We start from the raw sequence: 24,305 nt of genomic DNA, 5'->3' as shown, positions 1-24,305 counted from the left end.
ATTTTACGGGATCATTTATTTGTTGAAATACCTTAAGTGAGAAAGACCTCCCCATGATCACAAAAGTTTTATCTTTCTCAGATGATAGCGCGGGAGCGCGGTAAGCCTAAAGTTAAAGACTGGTTAAGGGTATGTTTTTAGATTTTATCAATAGAGATATGAGTGAAAAAAATGTAGAGACGTAGCAGTGCTACGTCTCTACAAGGGTTATGGATAATGCAAATTTAATTTGCCTAAAAATAGAGGTAATTTAGCTTTCACCGTCGATAAAAGCTGATTTTTGATACATTTGCTAAATATAAGTTGGGGAAATTAGTAAGATGGCATACTACAATCGCTTTACAAAAACAGCAACTTGCTAGATGATAAAAACGAAAGGAAAAAGAATTAGTAAACATATAATTTTTTTTACTTTCGATAGTTGTGTGAAATTCCTGTAATTACAAGGCTGAAGTCGGTTTGAGTTTTCCTCATCACTTAGCTCGAAGTAACAAAATGACAACTCTACATACCTCACACCTCCAAGAAAATCCCGTAACTTCCATCTCCTATACCGATAGTTTAGTCTTCATCGACATGGCGATTGAAGACTATAGCAGTTTAGTTAATGGTGTGCTTCCCAATACCCAAGTGTTTCTGCTTGACTCGACACAGAACGGTGTTGAGCAAATTACAAAAATTCTGGCGAGTTGCGTAGACCCGCAGGGGCTTCTCGTTAGACATCGCTCGAATTTGACTAACATTCATATTGTGTGCCACGGTGTCCCAGGTTCCTTACAATTGGGCAACACCCATTTAGGACTTGATACCCTCGCAGAATACAGCCAGCAACTCCAACAATGGCAGAAGATATTTTCAGTGTCTGCCAAAAACCATAACCCCTTGAACCTACTCATCTATGGTTGCAATGTTGCTTCCGGTGATATGGGGGCAGAATTTATTGCCAAATTGCAGCAACTCACAGGAGCGAATATTGCTGCTTCGCGTCAGCGGATTGGCAATGCAGCATTAGGCGGTAACTGGGAGTTAGAAGTTCGCACAGATGAGATGGAAGTAAATCTTGCGTTTACCCAAACGACGCGAGAAGCTTACCCAGGAGTACTAGCAACGTTTACGGTGAATAGTACCCAAGACACCGATGATGACGCGAACAACGACATCATGACATTGCGGGAGGCAATTAACCTAGCTAATACTACTGCTGGGGATGATGCGATCGCTTTTGGAGGCATATTCTTAGATGACACCCCAGATGTAATCACTCTTACCTCTGGGAAGCTGACCATTACTGATGATATTACCATCTTGGGTACTGGGGCATCGAAGCTTACCGTGAGTGGGAATAATGCTTCCAGGGTGTTCGAGATATCGGGAATAGGGAGAGATGTCAGTATTGATGGTTTAGCGATCGCTAATGGTAATGATAGCGGTATTTTGATCAATACCAATAGCATCCTTAGCCTCACCAATAGTAATGTATTTAATAATACGGCAACCTCCAACGGCGGCGGTATCAATAACTTTGGCACTCTTAGCCTGAGTAATTGTAATGTATTTAATAATACGGCAACCTCTAGCGGCGGCGGTATCAATAACACAGGCATCCTCAACGTCACGAAAAGTAGCGTCTCTGACAATACGGCAAACCAGAGCGAGGGCGGTGACGGTGGCGGTGGCGGTATTAACAATAAAATCTTCGCCAGCACCTTTATAACCAATAGCACTGTCTCTAACAATACGGCAACCTTCAGTGGCGGCGGTATCGATAACGGAGGCACTCTTAAGCTTACCAATAGCACTGTCTCTAATAATACGGCAACCTTCAGTGGCGGCGGCATTTCTAACGGACAGTTTGATGGTGATGATGTCTTTGGTACAGCTGTCGTGATTAATAGCACTGTCTCTGGCAACAAAGCAGGCGGTGGCATTGTTAATAACTTTACAAGGTTTAGCATCATCAACAGCACGATTAACAATAACAATGGTGGTGGTGTTTTTAGTACTGAGCCTAATCTTTTTCTTGACAGCATACTTGCTGGCACTATTGTGGGCAACACCATTATTGCAGGCAACTTTGACAAATCTAGCTCTGGCGACATCAACCTCGACGTGTCCGGCAGCACTTTCAGCGATTTGGGCAATAACCTGATTGGTAATCAGACTGGTAGCACTAATTTTACCACCAGCACCTTAGTAGGTACGAGCGCCAGCCCCATTGATCCAAAACTCGGGCCGCTGGCAAATAACGGTGGTGCAACCTTAACTTCTACCTTACTTGCAGGTAGTCCCGCTATTAATGCAGGCAATAATTCCCTAGTTGCAACTAATATCACCACTGACCAAAGAGGTAATGGATTTAACCGAATTTTCAGTGGTACAGTTGATATCGGTGCTTATGAAGTTCAGTCTCCGATTACCCCGCTACCTGTTAACACTGATACAGTAGTAACTAATACCAATGATTCTGGGGCAGGGTCATTGCGGCAAGCGCTCCTGAATGCCAATGCGACTGCTGGCGCAGATATAATAACCTTTGCAGACAGCGTGTTCACTGATGCTACCCCAGATATCATCACCCTGACTTCTGGGCAACTGACGATTACTGATGATGTAACCATTGTGGGAACTGGAGCATCTGTGCTAACCATTAGCGGCAATAATGCCTCCACTGTATTCGAGATCGCGGGGACAGGGACAGATGTTAGCATTGATGGCTTGAAGATTGCCAATGCTAATGATGTCATATATGGGAGCATTTTCCTCAATAGCAATACCAGCCTCAACTTGACTAATAGCACTGTCTTAGACAATCAGGGAGCAGTAGGAGGCATCTTTAACAGAGGCAACCTCAGCCTGACCAACACCACTGTTTCTCGCAACCAGGGGTCATCATTAGGCGGCGGTGTATTTAACACAGGCACTCTCAGCCTGACTAATAGTAATGTCTCTGGTAATACTGTATTCGGCTTCTATGGATATGGCGGCGGCATATTTAACACAGGCATCCTCAAGATAATTGGAAGCACTATCTCTGGTAATCAGGCTTCCACCAGTGGTATTAATGCTAGAACTCCTTCGCGCGATCCGTCTTATGGTGGTGGTATTTATAACTCTGGCACTGTCGATATAACAGGAAGCACTATCTCTGGTAATGAGGCAGTAGAGGGCGGCGCCGTTTTTAATGATGGTACTTTTAACCTGGTTAACAGCACTGTCTCTAGTAATCGTGTATATTCTCGGGGCGGTGGCATCTATAACAACAGCGGCACTCTCACCCTCACCAATAGTACTATTGCCAATAACGAGGCATTAGATAACTTCGCTACTGCTGAGAATGGGGGCGTTTTCAATGAATCTAATGGCACTGTTATTGTTGAAAACACTATCATTGCAGGCAACTTAAAGTTTGATGTTTCCAGCGATGTTAAAGGCAACTTCACCGACCTCGGCAATAACCTAATTGGTGACAACACAGATAGTACAGGCTTTACCACTAGTATCCTCGTCGGCACTAGCGCCAACCCAATTGATCCCAAACTCAGCCCCCTGCAAAATAACGGTGGTGCAACTTTTACTAATGCATTACTTGAGGGTAGTCCCGCTATTAACGCAGGCAATAATGCCCTGATTCCAGCAGGTATTACCACCGATCAACGTGGCGCTGGATTTGACAGAATATCTCAGGCTACAGTTGATATTGGTGCTTTAGAGTTCAATAGTCTGATTGGAACCAGTGGCGCTGATAACTTAGTGGGTAAGAATTACGGTGAGATAATTAACGCTCAAGCCGGGAACGATACCATCACAGGTAATCAAGGCAACGACCTCATAATCGGTGGCGGTGACAAAGATAGATTTGTTTACAATTTAGGTGATGGTGTTGATACTATCACCGATTTCAGCGGGTTAGGCAAAGGCTCAAATCCCTCGGCAGCAATCATTGGCGAATTGGATATTCTGAAATTCCAAGGTGCTGGATTGACTGCCCGAAATTTGCTACTCACCCAGAATGGTAACAATCTGGAAATCGCCTTTGAAGGGGTGGCTGATGACAAAGTTATCCTGCAAAACTTTGCTCTCGAAAACCTAGAAAACCTCTCTACTGTCGGTAATATCCTGTTTGATGGGCAAAGCAGCATTCGTGACAGCTTTGATGTCTTTAATGCCAACTCCACCCCAAGCACCATCAACAAAAACACAGTCACCTTTCTCAATGACCTAAACAACAATGTCGATGGTTTTGACAACTTAGCTGATGTTATTAATGGTCAGGGAGGTAATGACCGCATTGATGGCAAGAGTGGTAACGACCTGTTACGCGGTGGTGCAGGTAATGATAGCCTGATCGGTGGTGCTGGCGATGATATCCTTGTCGGTGATGCTGGTAATGATAGCCTCATCGGTGGTGCTGGCAATGACATCTTGTTTACTGATGCAGGTAATGATCGCCTGATCGGTGGTGCTGGTGATGATATTCTCTTTCGTGGTAGCAAAAATGGTGATTCTGCACAGAGTATCTTGACTGGCAGTAGCGGTAATGACCAGTTCATTTACCAAACCTTCGGTTTTTTTGGTGATAAAATCACTGACTTTAATCAGGCCGAGGATAAGTTAGTCCTTACTGACGTGTTTAAGAGCTTGGGGTACACTGGCAGCAATCCTATCAGCGATCGCAGACTACAGTTTGTGCAATCGGGTACTTCTACACTAGTTCAAGTCTCTCGTGTGGATTCCCTTTTTTACGACAACTTCTTTTCCACCTTGACAAGTTTAGATAATTTCACGGCTACAAATCTGGTAGTCGGTACTAACGTCATCGTCTAGGGGACTTCCAACAAATAAATTATCCAATCTTCTTGTGGGGTGGACAAGATGTCCGCCCTTAGCTACGGACGCTCGTGTCGCTCCACCCTACAAGAAGTAGTTGAGTATTTTTTTATTTGGGGACTTCCAGAAATTAAATTATTGGCATTGCAGAACAGTGGGATGAATTGGAGCAAGCAGGGGAGGCAGGGGAGGCAGAGGAAGCAGGGGGAGAATTTTAGAAGTTGCCAAATCATCCCGCAAATATGCAACGCCAAATTATTCAATTTTGGATTTTAGATGTCTCTGAAATCTAAAATCCAAAATCTACAACTCTTACAGTTGCCGCACTAATGGCTGACCATCTTTGACTTCACCAACTAAAACTAAATCGACACAGTTAACGAAAATACCATTTTCCAAGACACCGGGAATGTTATTCAATGTCTTTTCTAGTCCGACTGGATCTTCAATAGAGTCAAATCTAACATCTAAGACAAAGTTCCCTTGATCGGTGATTACTGGCCCAGCTTTTTTTATACCCATACGGAGTTCTGGTTTGCCACCGAGTTTTTTGATGGCATTGGTAACAGGAGTAATTGCCATTGGAATCACTTCCACGGGCACAGCGAAACTAGAACCTAAGCGGTCTACTAACTTACCACTGTCTACCACAACGATAAACTGTTCTGCCAGGTAGTCTACGACTTTTTCGCGGGTATGAGCTGCACCACCGCCTTTAATCAAATTCTTTTGCGGATCGACTTCATCTGCCCCATCAATGGCAATATCGATATGGTCAATAGCATCCAAGGTAGCGAGAGGAATACCATACTGCTTCGCCAGCACTTCTGACTGAAACGAAGTGGGTATACCAATGATATCTTTGAGTTCACCAGACTTGAGGCGATCGCCCAAAAACTGAATCGTATATGCTGTAGTTGACCCCGTACCCAACCCCACAATGGAACCCGACTTAACCAGGGCCGCGGCGGCTTTGCCAACTTCTTGCTTCATCAACTTTACGGGATCTGCTGCTGCGGTCATTGCCAAAACTCCTGAAAAACTGTCTATAGTCCATAGTAGTAGGCAGATAACGCCAAAAAATGAAAGGTAAAAAACAAGTTTTTGCTGATTGCTACTCTCTTGGTTATGAAAACCAGCTAACACACTATGTAGCTACGCAACATTGCCCAGCTTAAATTCGTCATCAACTGAGTTACAGGTTATTAGGAATACCAAATTTTGCCTTAACCTCAGTAACGTAGTTTTTTAAATTCACAGCAGCTAAAAGTGGTTATCATCATGCGTCAGCTTTCAATTACTCTATCTTTAGTGGCACTATTACAAAACCTGCCAGCAATTGCTCAAGTCCCAGAATCTACTTCTGGAATCTCATCTGATTCTATTGAAAAGGTAACTGCTGCCAAATGGATGACAAACTTTTCTGATGGCAAATTTTACCCAGAAAGGTTACTGAGTAGGGCAGAATTAGCGTCGATTATGGTGAAAGCATTTGGGCTAAATAAAAGAGAAGCTGTTAATAAAGAAAATTTAGCGATTCCAGATGTTCCTCGTTCTCATTGGGCATTTAATGATATACAAACAGTTTTAAAAACTGACATTATGAAAGGCTATCGGCGCAATGAGTTTTTCCCTAACCAAAAGGTGACAAAGGCAGAAGCTCTGGCTATTTTCGCCCAGGCTTATGGTGTCTTTCAGTTTCCCGATGATGCTGTAAATGAGATTTTGGCTTCATATCCAGATGAAAAGTCTATCCCAGCTTGGGCCAGAAAAGCGATCGCTACAGTCGCTACTGAGGGATTTCTTAACACAGATGCTCAAGGAAATATTTCCCCATTAAAACCCGTAACGCGTGGAGATATGGCTTATGTACTGAGTAAATATTTACAACGACAACAGCAACAACCTGAAACACCAGAGGTTCCCATTATTCCAAATAGCCCACAATCTCCTTAACTGCACTTTATTCAGTCAAGCAACGTGCTTACAATCATTTTTGACCCGGACTTCTATACTTGTCTCGAATCTGCCGAAGATATAAGGAATTTGACTGTGTTGGTTGCTGCAAAATATAATTCCCATAATTAGACTGTGGCTGTTGTGTTTGCTGCTGCAAGCCATAATTTCCATAATTGGACTGTGGTTGTTGTGTTGGCTGCTGCAAGCCATAATTTCCATAATTGGACTGTGGTTGTTGCGTTCGCTGCTGCAAACCATAATTTCCATAATTGGACTGTGGTTGTTGCGTTCGCTGCTGCAAACCATAATTTCCATATCCCACAGGGTTTGTAGGGTTGACAACACCTTGACTCGGACTAGAGTAAGGTACAAGATTATTTGGTGCAGTAGAGGTGAATGGGGGCGTTACTGGTGCGACATTAGGCACTACCTGACCACCATTTAAATTAGTGTAAATAGTGTTGTCAGGATTTTGTGGTAAGTTCGTACTCGTTGACACACTACCAGGGATTACCTGACCACCATTTAGATTAGTGTAAGGATTATTTTGTGGTAAGTTTGTACCCGTTGATGTGTAGCCTGCTCCAGTAGTTAACCCAGTGCTTGGTAGAGAATTCTGACTGGGTAAGCTGTTAATGGGTGGCATTAACGTTGTTCCTGCCTCAGATACTTGACTCGACGCATTTGTTCGAGTTGCGGTACCATTAAAGCTAGACAATTTCTGGTTTGTCCATTGGTTGAGCGCTGATTGCAGAGGGCTGACAGGGAGAGAATTTTGATTCTTGTTAGTTTGATTAGTCAATCCAATACTCAAACTAGAGGATGTTTGTTGACCCTCTGTTGGTTCAGATGCCGCATTTAGGGTTTTAACACCCAGAAATTGGTTATTACTATTAACCGTCCCAGCACGCAATAAATTTTCTGTTTGTACTACAAAGGGGTTTTTCATGGCTGGGGAGGTGTCGCTATTAACACCTAAACCAGGGTTTAATTTGGTATCACTAGCAGAATTTTGTTTTTTAATTACATCCTCTAATAAGCCTTTGCTGTTTTTTGCGTCAGTCTTTTCCTGGGGCGTATTTGCCGTTAATGAGAGAGATGCTTGCTCAAAGTCATTAAACAAAACTGGTAGGTTATCAATATCTGCTGCAATAGCTTTGTTTTCTTCTGAGAGTGAGGAATCAGCAGGCTTTTGTGAAGTGGCTGGGGTTTTTTGCTTAGAAACAAAAATATTGGGGTTTGACCAGTATTCCCAGGTTCCTAGTCCGACTACAGATAAAAAAATTGCAGTTACCCAAAAACTAGGTCTCCCTAGATTCGATAACCTGGCTTTGAGATAGCGTAAGTAAGCAGGAGGATAATGACGATTTGGCATGGGATTGGTAATTTAAATTTACTAAAAATTGGTAAAATTTGACAGAATAAACGTTGCTGTTTGATGTTTTTACTTGCATCAGAAGAAAATATCTCAACTGATGTTCGATTGTAATTTCATCCTAACTTCTCAATAAATTATTGGTCATTAGCAAGTCAAAAATTCACCATTGACTCTTTGAAACTAAATTGTTTTGTATGGGCGCAAGGTCTTGCGTCCTTACAAATCTAGAAATAATTTGGGATAATTTATTTTTTGCAAGTCCTTTAGTTCCTAGAGAGACAGAGGAGCAGGGGAGAAAGAGATAGAAATTGCCTTGCTAACTGTATAAGAGCTTCTCTAGTCATTGTACCCCTTCGCGATCGCGGGGCTACGGTGTGTCAAGTTAAGTTAAAAACCTGCCTAGAACCAACTTGTAGAGATTCGAACTGTATTGCTCTAAAACCTGGTTTCATACTGAACTTGGAATTGATTTTCATCCCCCAAATTAGTTGAGCCTCGCATCAAAATTTCGTCATTGAGTCGATAAAGCACGTTATAACGGAAAGACTCATCGCTAGAAAGAGGTCGTGATAAAGAAGCAGAGAAATTTCTACTGATGTCAAATACACCTTCTGCTGATAAATTCAGAACTGAAGCTGTCGTTTTTTCATCACTAGTGGTAGGGGTGGGGAATATCCGAAATTCGCTGAAACCAACAGCCTGACCGATCGCAGTAATAGTTCCTTGCAAACCACCTAAAATGGTAGAGCTAGCGAAATTAGTCAGTCCTTGTCCTGCATCTGCTTGACCGAAAGAACCAAGAATCGAGCCACCCAGTAAAGCAACTATTTCTCCTCTACTACGGTTAGGTTGACTCGTCAGTTCCAGATTTTCGCCCAATTCACTAGCTGGCCCGTTAACCCTGGCTTGAACGCGAACTGTACGTAAAGTCCCAAAGTTGGTAGCAGAAACATCGCTGATTTCAGCAGACAATGGTGATTCCAAAATTCTATTGTTGATTGCCGATGTTTCAGGTACAATTGCGAGCAGTCGGACATCCAAAGTAGGGTCAAGTCCTTGACTTGGAATAAACCGCGCGGTTTGTTCATACCCTCGTTCCAAGGTAAACTCAGTCGAAAATAAACTTACTCGTCCTCCTGTCAAACGAATGACTCCTTCAGGACGCGGTTTGGCTAATGTACCATTAATGGTCAAGTCGCCTTTTGCATCAAAGCTCAATAGGGGCTGACTAAAGACGGCTGCTCCTGGTATTGAGTCGAGAAAGGATTGACTGGTAACACGAACATCGTCGTCTAGAATTAACCTTAAATCTGCAAACTCTATAGCTAAATTGGGTGGAGTTGCTGTGCTAGTGCTACTTTCTGGTGTAATCACTGGGCTAGGATTACTCTCTGCTGTAGGTGTGACATTAATGTTAAACTCTTCCCTATTTATGACGTTAGCGTTAGCCGCTGCTGTAGCTGCTGATTTTTTCTCACCAGTAGCCGAGTTTCCAATAATCACCTGACCATCACTCAGTTCAATCTCTCCACCAATTACAGGTTTTAACGCTGTTCCGCGAAATACGATATCGCCGCCAACACCGCCTTCATACAGTCCTGCAATTTCAAAGTTGAGTTTGTCTGCTATTGATACTGTGAGAGGATTTGCTACGGCTTGCTGAGGCTGAAGAATCGGGAGTATGCCTGATGCACTTACTTGCCCTTCATTGTAAGTGCCTTGGATACCTTGGACATTCACCGTATTGCCATTAAATTGCGCTGTTCCTGTGACATTCGTTAGGGGTTCAGATAAGGCTTTAGCGCTAAAAGTTGCATCATTAAGTGTGACATTGCCGTTAATAATTGGTTCGTTTAAAGTACCTTGAACATTTAAATCTACTTGTCCTTGACCATTTACCCAAGCGACTTGATTGTTAGTAAACAGGTTTAACAGTGCCAATCCTTCATTGTTCACATTGGCGTTGATGTTGATTTGATTGCTATCCGGTTGCACTTCGGCAAAAGGTAACGGAGCAGGTACGCTACCTGTAATAGTAACTGGCTGCGTTCCTGTCACTAGTAAGCTACTGTCAAAATTCAAACGAGCATTGTTGTAATCAAAGTTCGCTTGTCCTGTTCGTACAGGTTGCTTGTTGAGAGTTGCATTAGCCAGTGTCACTTCCCCTTGAACTCTGGGATCTTGTAAACTACCTCCCAAGGCAGCATTAGCATTTACATTACCAGTGATATCTATGGGGTATTGTTCGATAAAAGGCTGTAAAAGTGATAAAGGTAAACTTGCTACATTCAAGTTTCCAGATAGTTGCTCAGTTCCTAACTGCCCTGAAAAAGCCACTAGTCCTTGATTTATACCGACACTCAACGGCGAAAGTGTGACGATTCCATCGGCAAAAGTACCTTGAGCAACGACTTGATTAATGGAGTATTCACCCCATTGCCAGTTAGCACCTTGGAAATTAAAGCCGACATTCAACCCAGACTTTAACGAGCCATTAGCTGTAATTCCTCCGCTCAAAGCACCCGTTAATTCTGCAAGGGTAGGTAAAGATGCAGTTCCATTTCTCTCTTCTTGCTGTTGTTGTGCTACCAATCTTCTAATTTTTGAGAAATATGCAAGCTGTGTTAGCAAATCTGCATTGGGCAAACTGATAGCGTTGGTATCGAGTACCTCTGCTCCAGCTAACGTTGGAGGCTGCAACCCGGTACCAAAGTCTTGAAAATCAAAGATATTAAACGCTTGTAAAAGTCTCTGGATTCTTGCTTGATCAAAATTAGCTTGGAATTGGAATTGCGGGTCGTTACCTGCTTTTACATTTCCACTCAGGGCGATGTTGCTATCTCCAATCCGCAATTGACCATTAGCCAAGCTAGCAGTGCCATCAGCATAATTAATAGTGCCGCGAAATTCATCTGCTGCTACTCTGGCAACACGAGGCCCGGCGATCGCAACGTCTCCCGCAATGGCATAATTATTCAGATTAACAACTAAATCTCCCGATAGTTGCCCCGCTAGTGGTTGCAATTGATTGTTCGGTAAAAAGCCTCCAATCAGAGCTATGGGAAACTGTTGAGCGTTAATGAGTAAGTTATCTCCCTCAGTTCTACCTGTGGTAACTGCCTCATCCCGCTTGACTAAAAATGAAGTGGGACGATAATCTGCACCCAGGTTCAGCGCAATCCGATCTTGTTTCCCGGCTAATCGCAGACTTGCTCCCTGTCCTCCTTGAAAATTCACGTTTCCGGTTAAAAGCGGGTCAAACGCCAAGTCACTAACCTGGAAATTCCGCAGTCGGATATTGCCAGTAGCTTGCGGAACATCTGGAGTACCTGTAACTTGTCCTTTAAAATCAAGTAACCCCGCTAGTTCTACGTCACCGGGAATTTCAAAACCAGTATTTTTTAAGTTGAAATTCTGTGCCAGTACATTTAAATTAAATCCTGCAATTTCCGGTGCGCCAGTTGGTGGAGTTTGAATAGCGATCGCACCATTAGCACTCAATCCTGGGGTACTTGCGTTTTCAACTATAATCTGCTGTCCATTCCACTGAAATTGAGCGGTGAGCGGTTGTGCTAGCAGCGCTACTCCTTGGGAAAGGCGGATTTGTCCTGCGGCGCGAATATCTGCAAGCTGGAAAGATTCTGTTGTACCTGCTAACTGGATGTTGCTATTGAGCCTTCCTCGCAGTTGTGGTGAAAACCGATTGAGTTGAATTTGAGAAGTGTTGACAGCTGCTTGCCAGCGTTGTTGTGCAAGTTGACCACTAGCTCTGATTGTCCCACCTGCCACGTTCACGACAGCATTTGGAAAGACAATATTCTCTCCTTGTTGATCAACAACAACTCGTCCGGTAGTGGGATAGGTGGCGTTAGGCGCTTGCACCCGCGCTACTGCTTGCAGATTGTTCAGAGTACCGGAAATATTGGCATTTGCTGATACATTCCCAATGGTAATACCGGGTGAGGATTCGTATGCTTTTGCGATCGCATCCCCTGGTAAATTTTGTGCTTGGACATTCAACGCTACTCTACCTTGGGGTGCAAGCTGAAGTTGACCGCTAGCTGTTACTTGCCCTCCCACCTCTGGACTTGCTTGAACGCGACCAATATTAACATTTAAGGGTTTATCCAGAGAACCAGAAACTTTAGCGTTCGCAGATATACCACCAATATTAATCGGTGTTGAAATACCGTAACCTTGAGCGATCGCATTTCCTGGTAAACCTTGAGCTTGAATATTTACGCTTACCTGACCTTGAGGTGCTAGTTGAATTTGACCATTGGCTGTAATTTGCCCCCCAGTTGGCGGCGTTACTTGAACACTATTAATATCAAGGTTCAAAGGCTGTTTGCCAAGTGAGCCAGTAACTTGTGCTTTTGCTGAAATATTCCCAACTGCGATCGGAAGAGTAAGGCCGTAGGTACGTGCTAATATATCCCCTGATACACCATCAACTTGAGCATTAAAGATTACGTTATCTTTGACTCCTATATTAGCTTGACCGCCACCTGTAATTTGACCACCTGCTGCGGGGACTAAATTTAGATTAGAGACGGTAAGTTGAGATGCAGTTTGAGATGCATTCAAACGAAAGTCAGTGTTGACGGTTTTAAATTGAAGGCGGTCAACTTGAATAGGTTTTGTGTTGCTTACCGTGCCGCTAACGACTGGTTGCTGTAGTGCGCCGCCTACCTTAATATTTGCTTGAACTTCGCCACTAGCTGGGACTGGCGATTTTACATTCAGCGTGTCTAAAATATTTTTCGCACTAACAGGTTTTATTTGAGCTACAACATTAAAACCTGTTTGAGTATTAATTGTTCCATTAGCCAGAATAGGAACTTTGCCAAAGTTTGTATTTAGATTTTCTAAAGAAACTGTCTGACCATTAAATATAAATCTCCCATTAAAATTAGAAACTTGCTGAGGAATATTTGGAACTTTAGCAATGACTTGATTAGCTGTGGCGGTTCCCGTAACGGCTGTTTCTGACAGTTTGGGTGGAATCTGAACCCCTAAGTCAGCTTCTATTCGCCCTGCTTGCAAAGCAATTGGTAACTCAACTAATCTACTAATATCAGAAGCTAGTAAATTTTGTGCTTGCAGCTTGAGATTAGTTTGTTGAGCTTTTGTTTGTGTTTCACCAGAGATTTTAACTGCACCTCCCCTGGCGAGTTGAGCATTAAGGTCATAACCAATTCGTTGATTTTGATCAAAAAATCGGGCAATACCACCAACTTGATTTAATATTACTGAGCCTTTCGGTCTAGTTGGTGCGGAGGCTGGCGATAACTCTACATTCCCATCTTGAATTTGAAGTGTCTCCAAGTCGGTTTGAATAAAACCTTGTCCCTCCCCAGCCTTGACTTGGGCAGTAACCCAGCGACCATCCTGATCCTGTTGGATGTAAACATTGGGTTGAATTAACGTCGCATTTAATGCCAGTTTTCGGCTGAGGAGAAGCTGCAAGGGCGAGAACTGCACCTCCAAAGCTTTTGCTACCACCTGATCTGGATCGGTGGGAGTTGCTGGTATTGATAGAGAGCTAAATCTTAGGCTAGAAAGCGAAAAACGTTCAACGTTCCCAACTTTTACTGGACGCCCAAGCAATTGTTCGAGATTTTGTTGCACTAATGGAGCTAAATCTTTATATATATAGCTTCTAGCCCACCAAGCACCGACTGCAATTCCAACCAGCAAAACAACACCAACAGCTAAACTGGTACGTCCTAAAAGCAGGAGCCACAGACGAGGATTAGATGGTTCCTGATTATTTCCTGAATTTGGAGATCGTTTCATGATCGTTACTAGTACCAGTACTTTTTTCTGGAATTAGCTCAGAGACAGGCTAGTAATAGTTGTATCAGCCAGTCACAAGCTGCGGCTTTATATATTATGTTAAGTAACATTTGTTACACAACATTTTTGATTTCTTGCCTTAAATTTGGAGATTTCATTTAGAGTATGGTACTTAATTAGCACTTCCTCAATCTGAGCAGTAATTCTAGCTATTTTTTGCTTCACCTTTTAAAAGGTTGTAGTTATCAAATTAGTTTTCTGACAAATTTTGCCTCCTTTTTGTTAGGTAAAGTACATGATTAGTATGCTTTGTCTCATAATATATATATTTTCAGCAACTATCTTTTGTATAAAGAATTGATATCTTAAGATAGATTTTATTTGCTTACAGCCATTTTCAGCTAAATAGACTAACCGATAGAGGCACAAGGTCTTGCGCCCTTACGACAAATGTGGTTAAACCAATTCGCAATAGGCTTCTCTGCGAGACCCTAAAACCGAACGCCCCGCTACGCTAACGCAATGACGCTCCTACGTCGCTAACGCAATTACGTTTCGTGACGGGGATTTAGCTTTGGCTTCAATTCGCGCTGCTTGATAGAAGCAAGGGACTTAAACTCCTGAACTAGGTTTAAATACATGAAAACTGCTGTAAGTATTATTTCTCACAGTAGAGATAATAAATCATTGAATATTAAACTATTCCATCAGAGGTCTTGTATATACAACGGTGGTTAGAAAATTTAACCTTATATAATCTTACCAAGTAGTGATGATTTTGTTATAGTGACTACCCAGGCGGCAGATAAGTAGCTAGACATGATTAAATATAACTATAATTATTGACACCGACCTACTTACGTTATCTGCAAGGCTCAACACCTGTAACGTTTTGTCTTCCTCTTTAGTCAGTTTTATTCTTAATGCTGCTGGCATTTTCAATAATCTGTTCTCTTCTACTCTTAATTTTATAATTTTTCATGTCTAGTTACTTTAGTTACTTAATGTTGAAATAGAGATTATAGAACCTGATGTCATTGAATTTGGGGAGATTGAGCCATTAGCAAGTTATGAAATATGACAAACAAAAAATCTTTGATTTTGCGTGCTAAACAAATTGCCGACAGTATGCAGACCTTCTCTCACCCTTGGAATGCAAACTCGGAAATATCGGGAATATACATGGGGCGCACGGTTGGGCTAAAGCGTACTGGGGTCAACTTTGCTGTCATTCCTGCGGGGAAAGAATCTTTTGTTTACCATTCTCATCACTGCGAGGAAGAATGGATTTATATATTATCGGGACGAGCGATGCCTGCGGCGGGCTACGCCTACGCAGAAATAGATGGGGAAGAATTTGAGGTTTTTCCAGGGGACTTTATGGCATTCCCAACTCCTTCAGTAGCCCACCATCTCAGGAATGTAGGGGATGAAAACTTAGTTTACTTAATGAGGGGAGAAAATCTTGATGTGGAAATTGCTGATTTTCCACATCTGGGAAAACGCATGGTTCGACGTGGCGATTCTGTAGAAATCTTTGATCAAAAGGACGCTTTACCATTTGGTTAAGCAGTTACAGCAGATTGCAACGGGCGTGAGTACAGATAATCGTAGGGGCACAACATGTTGTGCCCCTACCCATACCTGAAATATGCTGTAAGTCTCAAACCGCATCTAGTAAGATACGAGACTATCTTCATCTGGGCAGTTGCAATCTGCACAATTTTACAAATTATCTCAGCTTTTTATTGCAAGCGTACAGATACACTACCTGCATGGGCTGGCAAACCTTCTGCCTCTGCTAAGGTGATAGCTGCTTTGCCTATCGTCTGTAATGCTTGTTTGTCACATTCTAAATAAGTAATTCGTTTGAGAAAGTCGTAGACACTCAAACCAGAGGCAAAGCGGGCAGAACGGGCAGTTGGCAGTACATGGTTGGGGCCTCCTAAATAATCGCCAATCGCTTCTGGAGTATAGCGTCCTAAAAACACGCTCCCGGCACACTTAATTTGATTGGCAAGCAATTGCGGGTTATCTGTGCATAATTCCACATGTTCTGGAGCTAGTTGATTAAGCAGTGGTATACTCTGTGCTAAATCGCTGACCAGAATAATGGCTGCATAATTTTGCCAACTAGCACTAGCAACTTCTGTGGTGGGTAGATCGGCAAGAATTTTTTCAACAGCCTTTATTACTTGTTGCGCGAAAATTTCTGAATCGGTAATTAAGATTGACTGGGCACTAGGATCATGTTCTGCTTGCGATAGTAAATCCCAGGCAATCCAATCTGGATTGTTCTGGCTGTCGGCTACCACTAAAATTTCTGAAGGACCAGCGATGCTATCAATGCCTACAGTGCCAAAGACTTGACGCTTGGCTTCAGCAACATAAGCATTACCAGGGCCAACAATTTTATCTACCGGGGCAATGCTTTCTGTACCATAAGCTAATGCTGCGATCGCTTGCGCCCCACCAATGCCATATATTTCTGTAACACCAGCAACTTGAGCAGCAGCCAATACGGCGGGATTAATCTCACCGTTAGGCATCGGTACTGTCATGACAATTCTTTCAACACCAGCAATTTTGGCTGGTAAGGCATTCATTAACAAAGAACTCGGATAGCTAGCCCGTCCCCCTGGTACATAAATTCCCACTTGCGACAGCGCTACCCAATTCAATCCTAGTTTTACGCCGACTGTATCGGTGTAGCCAATATCTTGCGGTAGTTGTTTTTCATGGAAAGCCACAATTCTCTCAGCAGCAAATTCCAGCGCAGCCAAGACATCGGCAGGACATTGCGTTGCGTGTTCGGCAATAAAGGTTTCACTTAGATGCAAAGACTGAAGATTGTTGCGATCAAAGCGGCTAGTATAGTTCTTGACTGCGGCATCACCACGCACTTTGACATCAGCTAGAATCTCGCGTACTGTCCCACTAACATCAACTGTAACTTCCCGGCGATCGCTTACAAGGGTTTTAAATTTGACAGAAAAATCTTTGTCGGTAGTTTGAAGTAGCTGCATGGACAGTATCTTAAAAGCAGTGAGGTCAATAATTAGTTTAACGTTGAGAACCGCTATATACGATCGCTAATTATCAGCAGGCTCACACGCTTATTCCATGACTCTACTATCAATCGGTAATGAAAGGTCGCAAGACCATTCATTCCAAGAGCCAAAATAATTTTTGGCAGAAATTCCTGCCTCTTCTAGCGCTATCAATGTATTGGCAGCCCTTGAACCTTTAAAACAGTTACAAAATATCTGTAAACAAAACTTAGGTTTACGCCAAATTATAAAAGAATTTTATCCAGCAACTCCTCAGGTAAAATTTGATACTACGGCTGTCCTATTAGACATTAACACGCCAGAAGTACATCAGGAAGAACTGCATAATTTTGGGTAGCGATAGATTACTAATAAGATTCCCGACTTCTTGGAGAAGTCGGGAATCAGAGCATTTCGATTACTCTTTTGCAAACCCAATCAATCATCAGTTGGATCATCGATCATTTCCGGTACTAAAGCTGGGTTACTTTTACGTTCTTCTGGTGATTGCTCCCGAATAACATCGTCTATTCTTGCAGGGTGTTTAATTTTGTCCAGTACCTCTGGATCTAGTTGCGATGGATCGCCTTCTGGACTAGACTTTTCAGCTTGACTAGGAACTGTTTCTTTATTCATCACTATTTCCCAAACTTATATGCCAAGCTTAAGTTGTTTTGTAGTCAGATTTACACTATCTAGAGACTTAATTTCACACAAGAATAAGTAAGAATCCCTCAATGGTTCTTGCTTCTGAATTGCGCCAACTTGGCATTTTCCTCAGTATCACCTAGAAAAAATTGATGATTTTGCGATCGCGATCATGTTTGGATTTATCGGCGCAGTAGCAGGATGGATTTTATGGCCATTTTTCGGAGCTGCGATGCCTTTTGGCAAGCCGTTTCACGTCTACGCATCTTTACCCTGATTCCGGGCCCCATTTATATACGCACAACACTAGCAGGATTGGGACTTGGCAGATTAGCAGTTTTATTACCCCTTACGCGTTATTTTAGACATGAAGAGTTAGATTCACCCCTCACTACTAGTTTTGGTGCTATTTTTCTCTTAACTCTCGCCTACCTACTTACTAGACAAAACTTTTTGATTTACTGAAAATTAGGTTGAAATTTTTTCAACAATCTCAACAATCTTTTTAACTCTTCTCTCTTCTCTTTAGGTAAATTTATCAGAATAGATTCTATCGGATACTTTAGTAAAGTCCACCCTTTGTCTAACAAGTAAGGTAGGAACTGCTCTTTCTCAAGAATATATTCAGAATTAATAATAAAATCATTACCAAGACTTGTTATTGGTTGTCGTATACCTCTAATTCTATTGGATACATTTTTTCCGTGAATAACTTGCAGCCAACTCGGTTTCACTTGAACTTGCCTAATTCTACCTAATGAAGATAATTGTGTATGGTCTCCACAAAAAATGGTTTTAAATGGCTCAGTATCAAACCTATTAATTTTTTCTATTAAACTTATAAAGGGATTACTAAGGTAATTAAACAAATAAATTCTCCCCTCACTCCAAACATAGCCATTACTCAAATTAATGAATTCAAAATTTTGTTGACAGAAATTATCATGAACTACTTCTACAAAATTTTTAGATATAGCATCATCGTTATCTAGCCTAGTAGTAATTAAGTATTGAGTTTCTGATCTCAATTCATTCAAGATAGAAGTGCAATTTAATTGAGCAGAAAGTTCACAGTCCGTATTTATACAAATTGGAATAAAATTTCTCCACTCTGTGTATTCAGCAATTTTACTTTTATAAAAATCAGGAGTTCCGCTATTAAAATAAACAAGCCACTTGAAATTTTGTTGAGATTGAGTACGAACAGAAGGATAGCAAAAATCTTCAAATAATTTGAATCGGTGACTCAGCCAATCTGGATCAAGTCCTTGTGATGTTTGACTAAAATTAGTTCTTACATTAAATCTAGTTAAAATGAAATGTTCAAAACTACTCATTATATAGCAATCCTAAATTTATAGATTGTCAGAATTTTTAGGAAATAATAGTTGTGAAAGTAAGAGTTTATAAAGCAAATTTGGATTGTTAACTTAAATTTACCCTACCGATCATTTTTCAAGTTAGATAAATTTGCACTAAACAATCTTTTAGTTGACTATTCTTATTAACTAGCTAAGAGGTTGTTCAAACAGTATTTAAAGTATAATCAAAACCCCTCTAGAAACCTCTCACCGTTTCGGTAAGATTCTTTGAAAACCCTATTACCTTGCCTACAAGGAAATGGGGGTTAGGTTTAGGAGCCTTAGATTTTACCAAAAATACTTTTTAAACATCCTGCAAGAGTTCTTTTCACATCCAAAAATTATTATACAGCGGTTTAGCTCAATATTTGAATTTAGCTGCCCAGGCATAAAAAATCAATATATGCTAAGATTGTATCAAATTATAGCAATTATTCAAGAGCAATTTAGAATAATCTTGCGCTTTGTTGAGTAAACAAGCTAAAATCTACGATTTTTGGAGATTTTTAGGTTATGACAACCTCACAGGAGAGGATTATCCCGATAGACTTGCGAACCGAAATGTCGCAGTCTTATCTGGAATACGCCATGAGCGTGATAGTGGGTCGGGCGTTGCCAGATGCCAGGGATGGTCTAAAACCTGTGCATCGTCGCATTCTCTACGCAATGCACGAGCTAGGTTTGCTCCACGATCGCCCTTTTAAGAAATGCGCCCGTGTAGTTGGGGAAGTGTTGGGTAAATATCACCCTCACGGTGATACAGCAGTATATGATGCCTTGGTGCGGATGGCGCAGGATTTTTCCATGCGATCGCCCCTAGTTAACGGACATGGTAACTTTGGTTCGGTAGACAACGATCCGCCAGCCGCAATGCGATACACAGAATGTCGCTTACAAGCTTTAACTAGCGCTGGTTTACTGCACGACATTGAGTATGAAACCGTAGATTTTGCTGATAACTTCGACGGTTCCCAGCAAGAACCGACAGTCTTACCGGCACGGATTCCGCAGTTGTTACTCAACGGTTCCTCTGGGATTGCCGTGGGTATGGCAACCAACATTCCGCCGCACAATTTGGGCGAATTGATTGATGCTTTGGTGGCTGTAATCCACAATCCAGAAATCACCGATCTCGAATTAATGCAATATGTCCACGGCCCAGACTTTCCAACTGGGGCGCAAATTTTGGGGACATCTGCCATTCGTGAAGCTTACACTACCGGGCGTGGTTCCATTACCATGCGTGGTGTCGCTAACATTGAAACCGTTGAACAACGGGGACGGCCAGATAGAGAAGCAATTATTATTACCGAATTGCCCTATCAAACCAATAAAGCGGCGCTAATTGAAAAAATCGCCGAAATGGTGAACGAGAAGCGGCTAGAGGGCATCGCAGATATCCGGGATGAAAGCGATCGCGACGGGATGCGAGTTGTCATCGAACTCAAGCGTGATGCTTATCCCCGCGTCGTTCTAAATAACCTCTACAAGCAAACGCCACTGCAAGCCAACTTCGGCGCAAATATGCTGGCGTTGGTGAATAGCGAACCCCAAGTACTCACCCTCAAGCAGTTCTTAACCGTCTTCTTGGATTTCCGCATCGAATCCATTGCCAGACGCACCCGCTACGAACTGCGGAAAGCCGAGGAACGCGACCATCTTCTGCAAGGATTATTAATTGCGCTGTCACACTTAGATCCAATTATTGTCTTGATTCGCCATGCTCCCGATGCGCCCACAGCCAAAGGCGAATTAATCACAACTTACGGACTTTCGGAAGTGCAAGCAGATGCGATTTTGCAGATGCAATTGCGGCGGTTGACTGCCTTAGAAGCAGACAAAATTCGTTTGGAACACGAGGAATTACAAGCGAAGATTACCGATTTGCAAGATATTTTGGCACGTCGGGAAAGAGTGCTAGAAATCATTGAAACCGAAGTCGCGCAACTAAAAACTAATTTCGCCACACCCCGCCGCACAGTGATTTTACCAGGGGAAGGGGAATTAGATGACCGTGACCTAATTGCCAATGAAAAAGCAATAATTCTGGTTACAGAGCAAGGTTACATCAAACGGATGCCAGTTAACACCTTTGAAGCGCAAAGCCGTGCTACCAGAGGCAAAGCCGCAGCCAAGGTGAAAGATGATGATACCATTGAGCATTTTTTAACTTGCTGCGATCACGACAGTATTTTATTTTTTAGTGAGCGTGGTGTTGTTTATTGCCTAAGAGCTTATCAAATTCCAGCGAGTTCGCGTACTAGCCGCGGAACACCAATTGTCCAGATGCTACCGATTCCCAAAGAGGAAAAAATCACTTCGATTGTACCTGTTGACGAGTTTAGCAGTGAAGAATATCTGGTCATGCTCACCAAGGGCGGCAATATCAAGAAAACTGAATTGGCAGCGTTTAGTCATATTCGCGCCAATGGTTTGATTGCCATTTCCTTAGAAGAAGGCGACCAACTGCGCTGGGTGCGACGCGCTAGAGTAGAGGACAGTGTAATCATTGGTTCTCGGAACGGAATGGCGATTAACTTCCGGTGCAACCACGAACAACTGCGTCCTTTAAGTAGGGCAACTCGTGGGGTGAAAGCCATGAAACTCAAAAATAAAGATGAACTAGTGGGTATGGATATTCTGCCCGCAGCAATTCTTGAAACTTTGGATATAGTTACAGAAGCCGAAACAGAAGATATCGAAACAATCGAAACAGAAGATATCGAAATTACTGAAACTAATGAAGAGTCCGCAGAAGTCCCTAGCAGTGGCATTGTTGGGCCTTGGGTGTTGGTAATTACAATGGGAGGATATGGTAAGCGCGTACCAGTTGCCCAGTTCCGCCTGCAAAACCGTGCTGGTCAGGGTTTAATGGCAACCAAGTTCAAAAACCGCAAAACCAAAGACAAGCTGGCAACCCTACGCATTGTCAACAATGATAATGATGAAATCATGATGGTGACAAATCGCGGTATTATCATCCGTCAAGCGGTGAATGCGATTTCTATCCAATCGCGATCGGCAACTGGAGTCAGAGTGCAGCGTTTAGACGAAGATGATGCCATTATCGGAGTGGCAGTAGTTCCACCTGATGCTGCCGATGCAGAAGAAGCAGAGTAAAAAGCAGGGGGAGCAAAGGAAGCAGGGGAGGCAGGGGGAGAGGTTTATCTCTTTACTTCCTTGCTTGATTGCCTTAGCTAGCGGCATTTTAATGGGGCTAACCGTAGCCCCTGTAGGTGCTTGGTTCTTGGCTTGGATTGCCCTAGTTCCCTTATGGGTGCTAGTTATCACTTCAGCCAAACGCAAAAACCAATCTCCCCCTGCTCCCCCTGCTCTCTTCTGGGGTATCGGTTATCACGGTGTCGCCCTATCTTGGATTACTGGAATTCATCCGATGACATGGTTGGGCGTTCCTTGGTTGCCAAGCTTGGCAATCACCCTTTTTTGTTGGGGATTTATCAGTGTTTTGGGAGGGATATTCGTTACTATTTGGGCGGCTGTGATGGTTCGCCTAAACGGACAAAAACCGTGGCTACGCATACTTATTGGTACAGCCGTCTGGTGCGGATTAGAGAGTCTGTGGAGTGCGGGGCCTTTGTGGTGGAGTTCCCTTGCTTATACCCAAAGTCCGCACAATCTCGTAATTGTACATCTGGGGCAACTCTCTGGGCCTAATACTGTGACAGCAGCGATCGTTGCTATTAATGGCTTAATTGCGGAAGGATGGACGAACCGCCAAGATGCCAAGATTTCCTCTGCGTCGCGCCAGTTGCTACAAGTCGGGGAACCCGCCCAACGCACTGGCTTCTCCGCGCCTCTGCGGTTCGTTAATAAATACTGGGTTATCGCCACAGGACTATTAATTACCTTACACCTGATCGGTTTTATCTTATATAGCCGTCCCATCGCCCAGTTACCAGAAGCAGCCTTGAAAGTGGGGATTGTTCAGGGTAATATCCCAAACCAACTTTTACGAAGTTCCGAAGGGTTTCGTCGCGCCCAAGAAAACTATACCAATGGATATCTAACTTTAGCCGACCAAGGTGTAGATGCAGTCCTCACCCCAGAAGGAGCCTTACCTATTTTCCAGCGTAACTTGCTGGGAACTGCTTTAGTTGCAGCTGTGAAGGAGAAAGGTGTCGTTGCTTGGATTGGGGCTTTTGGCGAACGGGGAGACAGTTATACAATTAGCTTGTTTACTTTCAACAGTAAGGGTGAAATTGTCAGCCGCTACGATAAGTCCAAATTAGTACCTTTGGGAGAATATATTCCCTTTGAAGAAATTTTAGGGGGAATAGTTCAGCGCTTGTCGCCACTGGAAGCACACCAAGTTCCGGGTTCGGCAAATCAAATATTTGATACTCCTTTTGGTCGTGCGATCGCTAGTATATGTTACGAATCTGCTTTTCCTGAACAATTTCGTCGTCAAGCTGCGGCGGGTGGACAATTTATTCTCAGTTCTTCTAACGATGCCCATTACAGTGCATCCATGCCATTTCAGCACCATGCACAGGATATCATGCGGGCAATTGAAAGTGATCGATGGTCAGCACGAGCAACTAATACGGGATATTCAGCATTTCTAGATCCTCACGGTAGAACCTTGTGGATATCTGGATATAATACTTACGAAACTCATGCTGAAACAATTTATCGGCGACAGACACAAACTTTATATGTGCGTTGGGGTGATTGGTTAACACCTGTGTTATTGGGATTGAGTGTCTTAGGGTGGTTTGTGCACAGAGTGATTAACTAACGCTAATATCAGATCATACTACAGTGAGTGATATCCACGAGTAATAGTCACTAGACGCGACACCTTGAGTCTCTAAAAGAGGAATTGTGGCATGGAAGACATTCAGCAACGCAAGCTTTTATCAGCCTTAAGCCACGGAGCAATATTTTTTAGCTCTACAATCATCTCTATTGGCATACCCATTGCAATTTTGTTAATTAGCAATGACCCGATTATCAAAGAAAATGCCAAAGAATCCCTCAATTTTTACATTGTATCGGCTCAAAATTTCGGGGTAGAGATTTATTCAGGTAGCCACGACCAACCAAATGGGTTAGAAGAAGACTTCTCTCGAATAATGTTACCCAAACAGGGAATATCACCGAGTTGCAAAATCCGGTCATGCATATACTCAAAAAAGCTAATACCTAACTTACGAGTAGTGGCAACCAGGGACATGAAAATATCCCATGCTTTGGTACCAAGTTCTGTTTGGGTGGCATAACTAATCTTGCGTCGCTGTACCATAGTTCTAGCAGCCAACT

11 protein-coding genes and 4 pseudogenes are annotated in these 24,305 nt (G+C 42.8%); 7 read left to right on the top strand and 8 right to left on the bottom strand.

The window, feature by feature from the left end:
* Nucleotides 1-495 precede the first annotated feature (495 nt).
* The gene (locus tag H6G97_RS20925) at nucleotides 496-4,824 is read left to right on the top strand and encodes a DUF4347 domain-containing protein (RefSeq protein WP_190942611.1); all 4,329 of its coding nucleotides are present in this window, start codon (nucleotides 496-498) and stop codon (nucleotides 4,822-4,824) included.
* 315 nt (nucleotides 4,825-5,139) lie between these two features.
* On the opposite strand, the gene rpiA is transcribed toward H6G97_RS20925, so the two are convergent.
* The gene (gene rpiA, locus H6G97_RS20920; protein ID WP_190942610.1) at nucleotides 5,140-5,850 is read right to left on the bottom strand and encodes a ribose-5-phosphate isomerase RpiA; all 711 of its coding nucleotides are present in this window, start codon (nucleotides 5,848-5,850) and stop codon (nucleotides 5,140-5,142) included.
* A 258-nt stretch (nucleotides 5,851-6,108) separates the two neighbouring features.
* On the opposite strand from rpiA, the gene H6G97_RS20915 reads away from it, so the two are divergent.
* Nucleotides 6,109-6,783, top strand: a complete 675-nt coding sequence (locus H6G97_RS20915; protein ID WP_190942609.1) for an S-layer homology domain-containing protein — start codon at nucleotides 6,109-6,111, stop codon at nucleotides 6,781-6,783.
* A gap of 34 nt (nucleotides 6,784-6,817) precedes the next feature.
* Here H6G97_RS20915 and H6G97_RS20910 read toward each other — a convergent pair whose 3' ends face one another.
* The gene (locus H6G97_RS20910; protein WP_190942608.1) at nucleotides 6,818-8,161 is read right to left on the bottom strand and encodes a hypothetical protein; all 1,344 of its coding nucleotides are present in this window, start codon (nucleotides 8,159-8,161) and stop codon (nucleotides 6,818-6,820) included.
* Between the two features lie 438 nt (nucleotides 8,162-8,599).
* Nucleotides 8,600-13,963: a translocation/assembly module TamB domain-containing protein gene (locus tag H6G97_RS20905; protein ID WP_190942607.1), complete on the bottom strand. Its 5,364-nt coding sequence runs from the start codon at nucleotides 13,961-13,963 to the stop codon at nucleotides 8,600-8,602.
* A 1,077-nt stretch (nucleotides 13,964-15,040) separates the two neighbouring features.
* Here H6G97_RS20905 and H6G97_RS20900 point away from each other — a divergent pair.
* Nucleotides 15,041-15,532, top strand: a complete 492-nt coding sequence (locus tag H6G97_RS20900) for a cupin domain-containing protein (RefSeq protein WP_190942606.1) — start codon at nucleotides 15,041-15,043, stop codon at nucleotides 15,530-15,532.
* A gap of 176 nt (nucleotides 15,533-15,708) precedes the next feature.
* Here the strand turns inward: H6G97_RS20900 and hisD are convergent, their stop codons facing one another.
* The 3 genes and pseudogenes from hisD to H6G97_RS20885 all read right to left on the bottom strand — a co-directional run bounded on the left by hisD (nucleotide 15,709) and on the right by H6G97_RS20885 (nucleotide 17,649).
* Entirely contained in the window at nucleotides 15,709-16,989 is a 1,281-nt protein-coding gene (gene hisD, locus H6G97_RS20895) for a histidinol dehydrogenase (RefSeq protein ID WP_190942605.1), read from the bottom strand.
* Nucleotides 16,990-17,079: 90 nt separating this feature from the next.
* Nucleotides 17,080-17,229: pseudogene (locus tag H6G97_RS52725) on the bottom strand (sulfurtransferase); the annotation flags it as partial.
* 222 nt (nucleotides 17,230-17,451) lie between these two features.
* Entirely contained in the window at nucleotides 17,452-17,649 is a 198-nt protein-coding gene (locus tag H6G97_RS20885) for a hypothetical protein (protein WP_118166258.1), read from the bottom strand.
* Between the two features lie 118 nt (nucleotides 17,650-17,767).
* Here H6G97_RS20885 and H6G97_RS52720 point away from each other — a divergent pair.
* Nucleotides 17,768-18,090, top strand: a pseudogene (locus H6G97_RS52720) (chloride channel protein); the annotation flags it as partial.
* Between the two features lie 29 nt (nucleotides 18,091-18,119).
* On the opposite strand, the gene H6G97_RS20880 reads toward H6G97_RS52720, so the two are convergent.
* Entirely contained in the window at nucleotides 18,120-18,998 is an 879-nt protein-coding gene (locus H6G97_RS20880) for a glycosyltransferase (protein ID WP_190942603.1), read from the bottom strand.
* A 537-nt stretch (nucleotides 18,999-19,535) separates the two neighbouring features.
* Here H6G97_RS20880 and gyrA point away from each other — a divergent pair.
* The 3 genes and pseudogenes from gyrA to H6G97_RS20865 form a co-directional block, all read left to right on the top strand.
* On the top strand, nucleotides 19,536-22,142 hold the full coding sequence (gyrA, locus tag H6G97_RS20875; protein ID WP_190942602.1) for a DNA topoisomerase (ATP-hydrolyzing) subunit A: 2,607 nt from the start codon (nucleotides 19,536-19,538) through the stop codon (nucleotides 22,140-22,142).
* The gene (lnt, locus tag H6G97_RS20870; protein WP_190942601.1) at nucleotides 22,123-23,781 is read left to right on the top strand and encodes an apolipoprotein N-acyltransferase; all 1,659 of its coding nucleotides are present in this window, start codon (nucleotides 22,123-22,125) and stop codon (nucleotides 23,779-23,781) included. Before gyrA ends, lnt begins: the two co-directional genes overlap by 20 nt.
* Nucleotides 23,782-23,872: 91 nt before the next feature.
* A pseudogene (locus H6G97_RS20865) lies at nucleotides 23,873-24,034 on the top strand (DUF4870 domain-containing protein); the annotation flags it as partial.
* A 29-nt stretch (nucleotides 24,035-24,063) separates the two neighbouring features.
* On the opposite strand, the pseudogene H6G97_RS20860 reads toward H6G97_RS20865, so the two are convergent.
* Nucleotides 24,064-24,305 (bottom strand): annotated as a pseudogene (locus tag H6G97_RS20860) (hypothetical protein); the annotation flags it as partial.

It is taken from the genome of Nostoc flagelliforme FACHB-838, assembly GCF_014698065.1.
GTDB lineage: Bacteria > Cyanobacteriota > Cyanobacteriia > Cyanobacteriales > Nostocaceae > Nostoc > Nostoc flagelliforme_B.
The sequence above is the reverse complement of the archived record's forward strand: the minus strand, read 5'-3'. Positions and strand labels throughout refer to the sequence as shown.

Bases quoted from the DNA above. Each gene is read 5' to 3' on its own strand.
- gyrA (WP_190942602.1), top strand. From the start codon at position 19,536: ATGACAACCTCACAGGAGAGGATTATCCCGATAGACTTGCGAACCGAA.
- H6G97_RS20885 (WP_118166258.1), bottom strand. From the start codon at position 17,649: ATGAATAAAGAAACAGTTCCTAGTCAAGCTGAAAAGTCTAGTCCAGAA.
- rpiA (WP_190942610.1), bottom strand. From the start codon at position 5,850: ATGACCGCAGCAGCAGATCCCGTAAAGTTGATGAAGCAAGAAGTTGGC.
- H6G97_RS20925 (WP_190942611.1), top strand. From the start codon at position 496: ATGACAACTCTACATACCTCACACCTCCAAGAAAATCCCGTAACTTCC.
- H6G97_RS20900 (WP_190942606.1), top strand. From the start codon at position 15,041: ATGACAAACAAAAAATCTTTGATTTTGCGTGCTAAACAAATTGCCGAC.
- H6G97_RS20910 (WP_190942608.1), bottom strand. From the start codon at position 8,161: ATGCCAAATCGTCATTATCCTCCTGCTTACTTACGCTATCTCAAAGCC.
- lnt (WP_190942601.1), top strand. From the start codon at position 22,123: ATGCAGAAGAAGCAGAGTAAAAAGCAGGGGGAGCAAAGGAAGCAGGGG.
- hisD (WP_190942605.1), bottom strand. From the start codon at position 16,989: ATGCAGCTACTTCAAACTACCGACAAAGATTTTTCTGTCAAATTTAAA.
- H6G97_RS20905 (WP_190942607.1), bottom strand. From the start codon at position 13,963: ATGAAACGATCTCCAAATTCAGGAAATAATCAGGAACCATCTAATCCT.
- H6G97_RS20915 (WP_190942609.1), top strand. From the start codon at position 6,109: ATGCGTCAGCTTTCAATTACTCTATCTTTAGTGGCACTATTACAAAAC.
- H6G97_RS20880 (WP_190942603.1), bottom strand. From the start codon at position 18,998: ATGAGTAGTTTTGAACATTTCATTTTAACTAGATTTAATGTAAGAACT.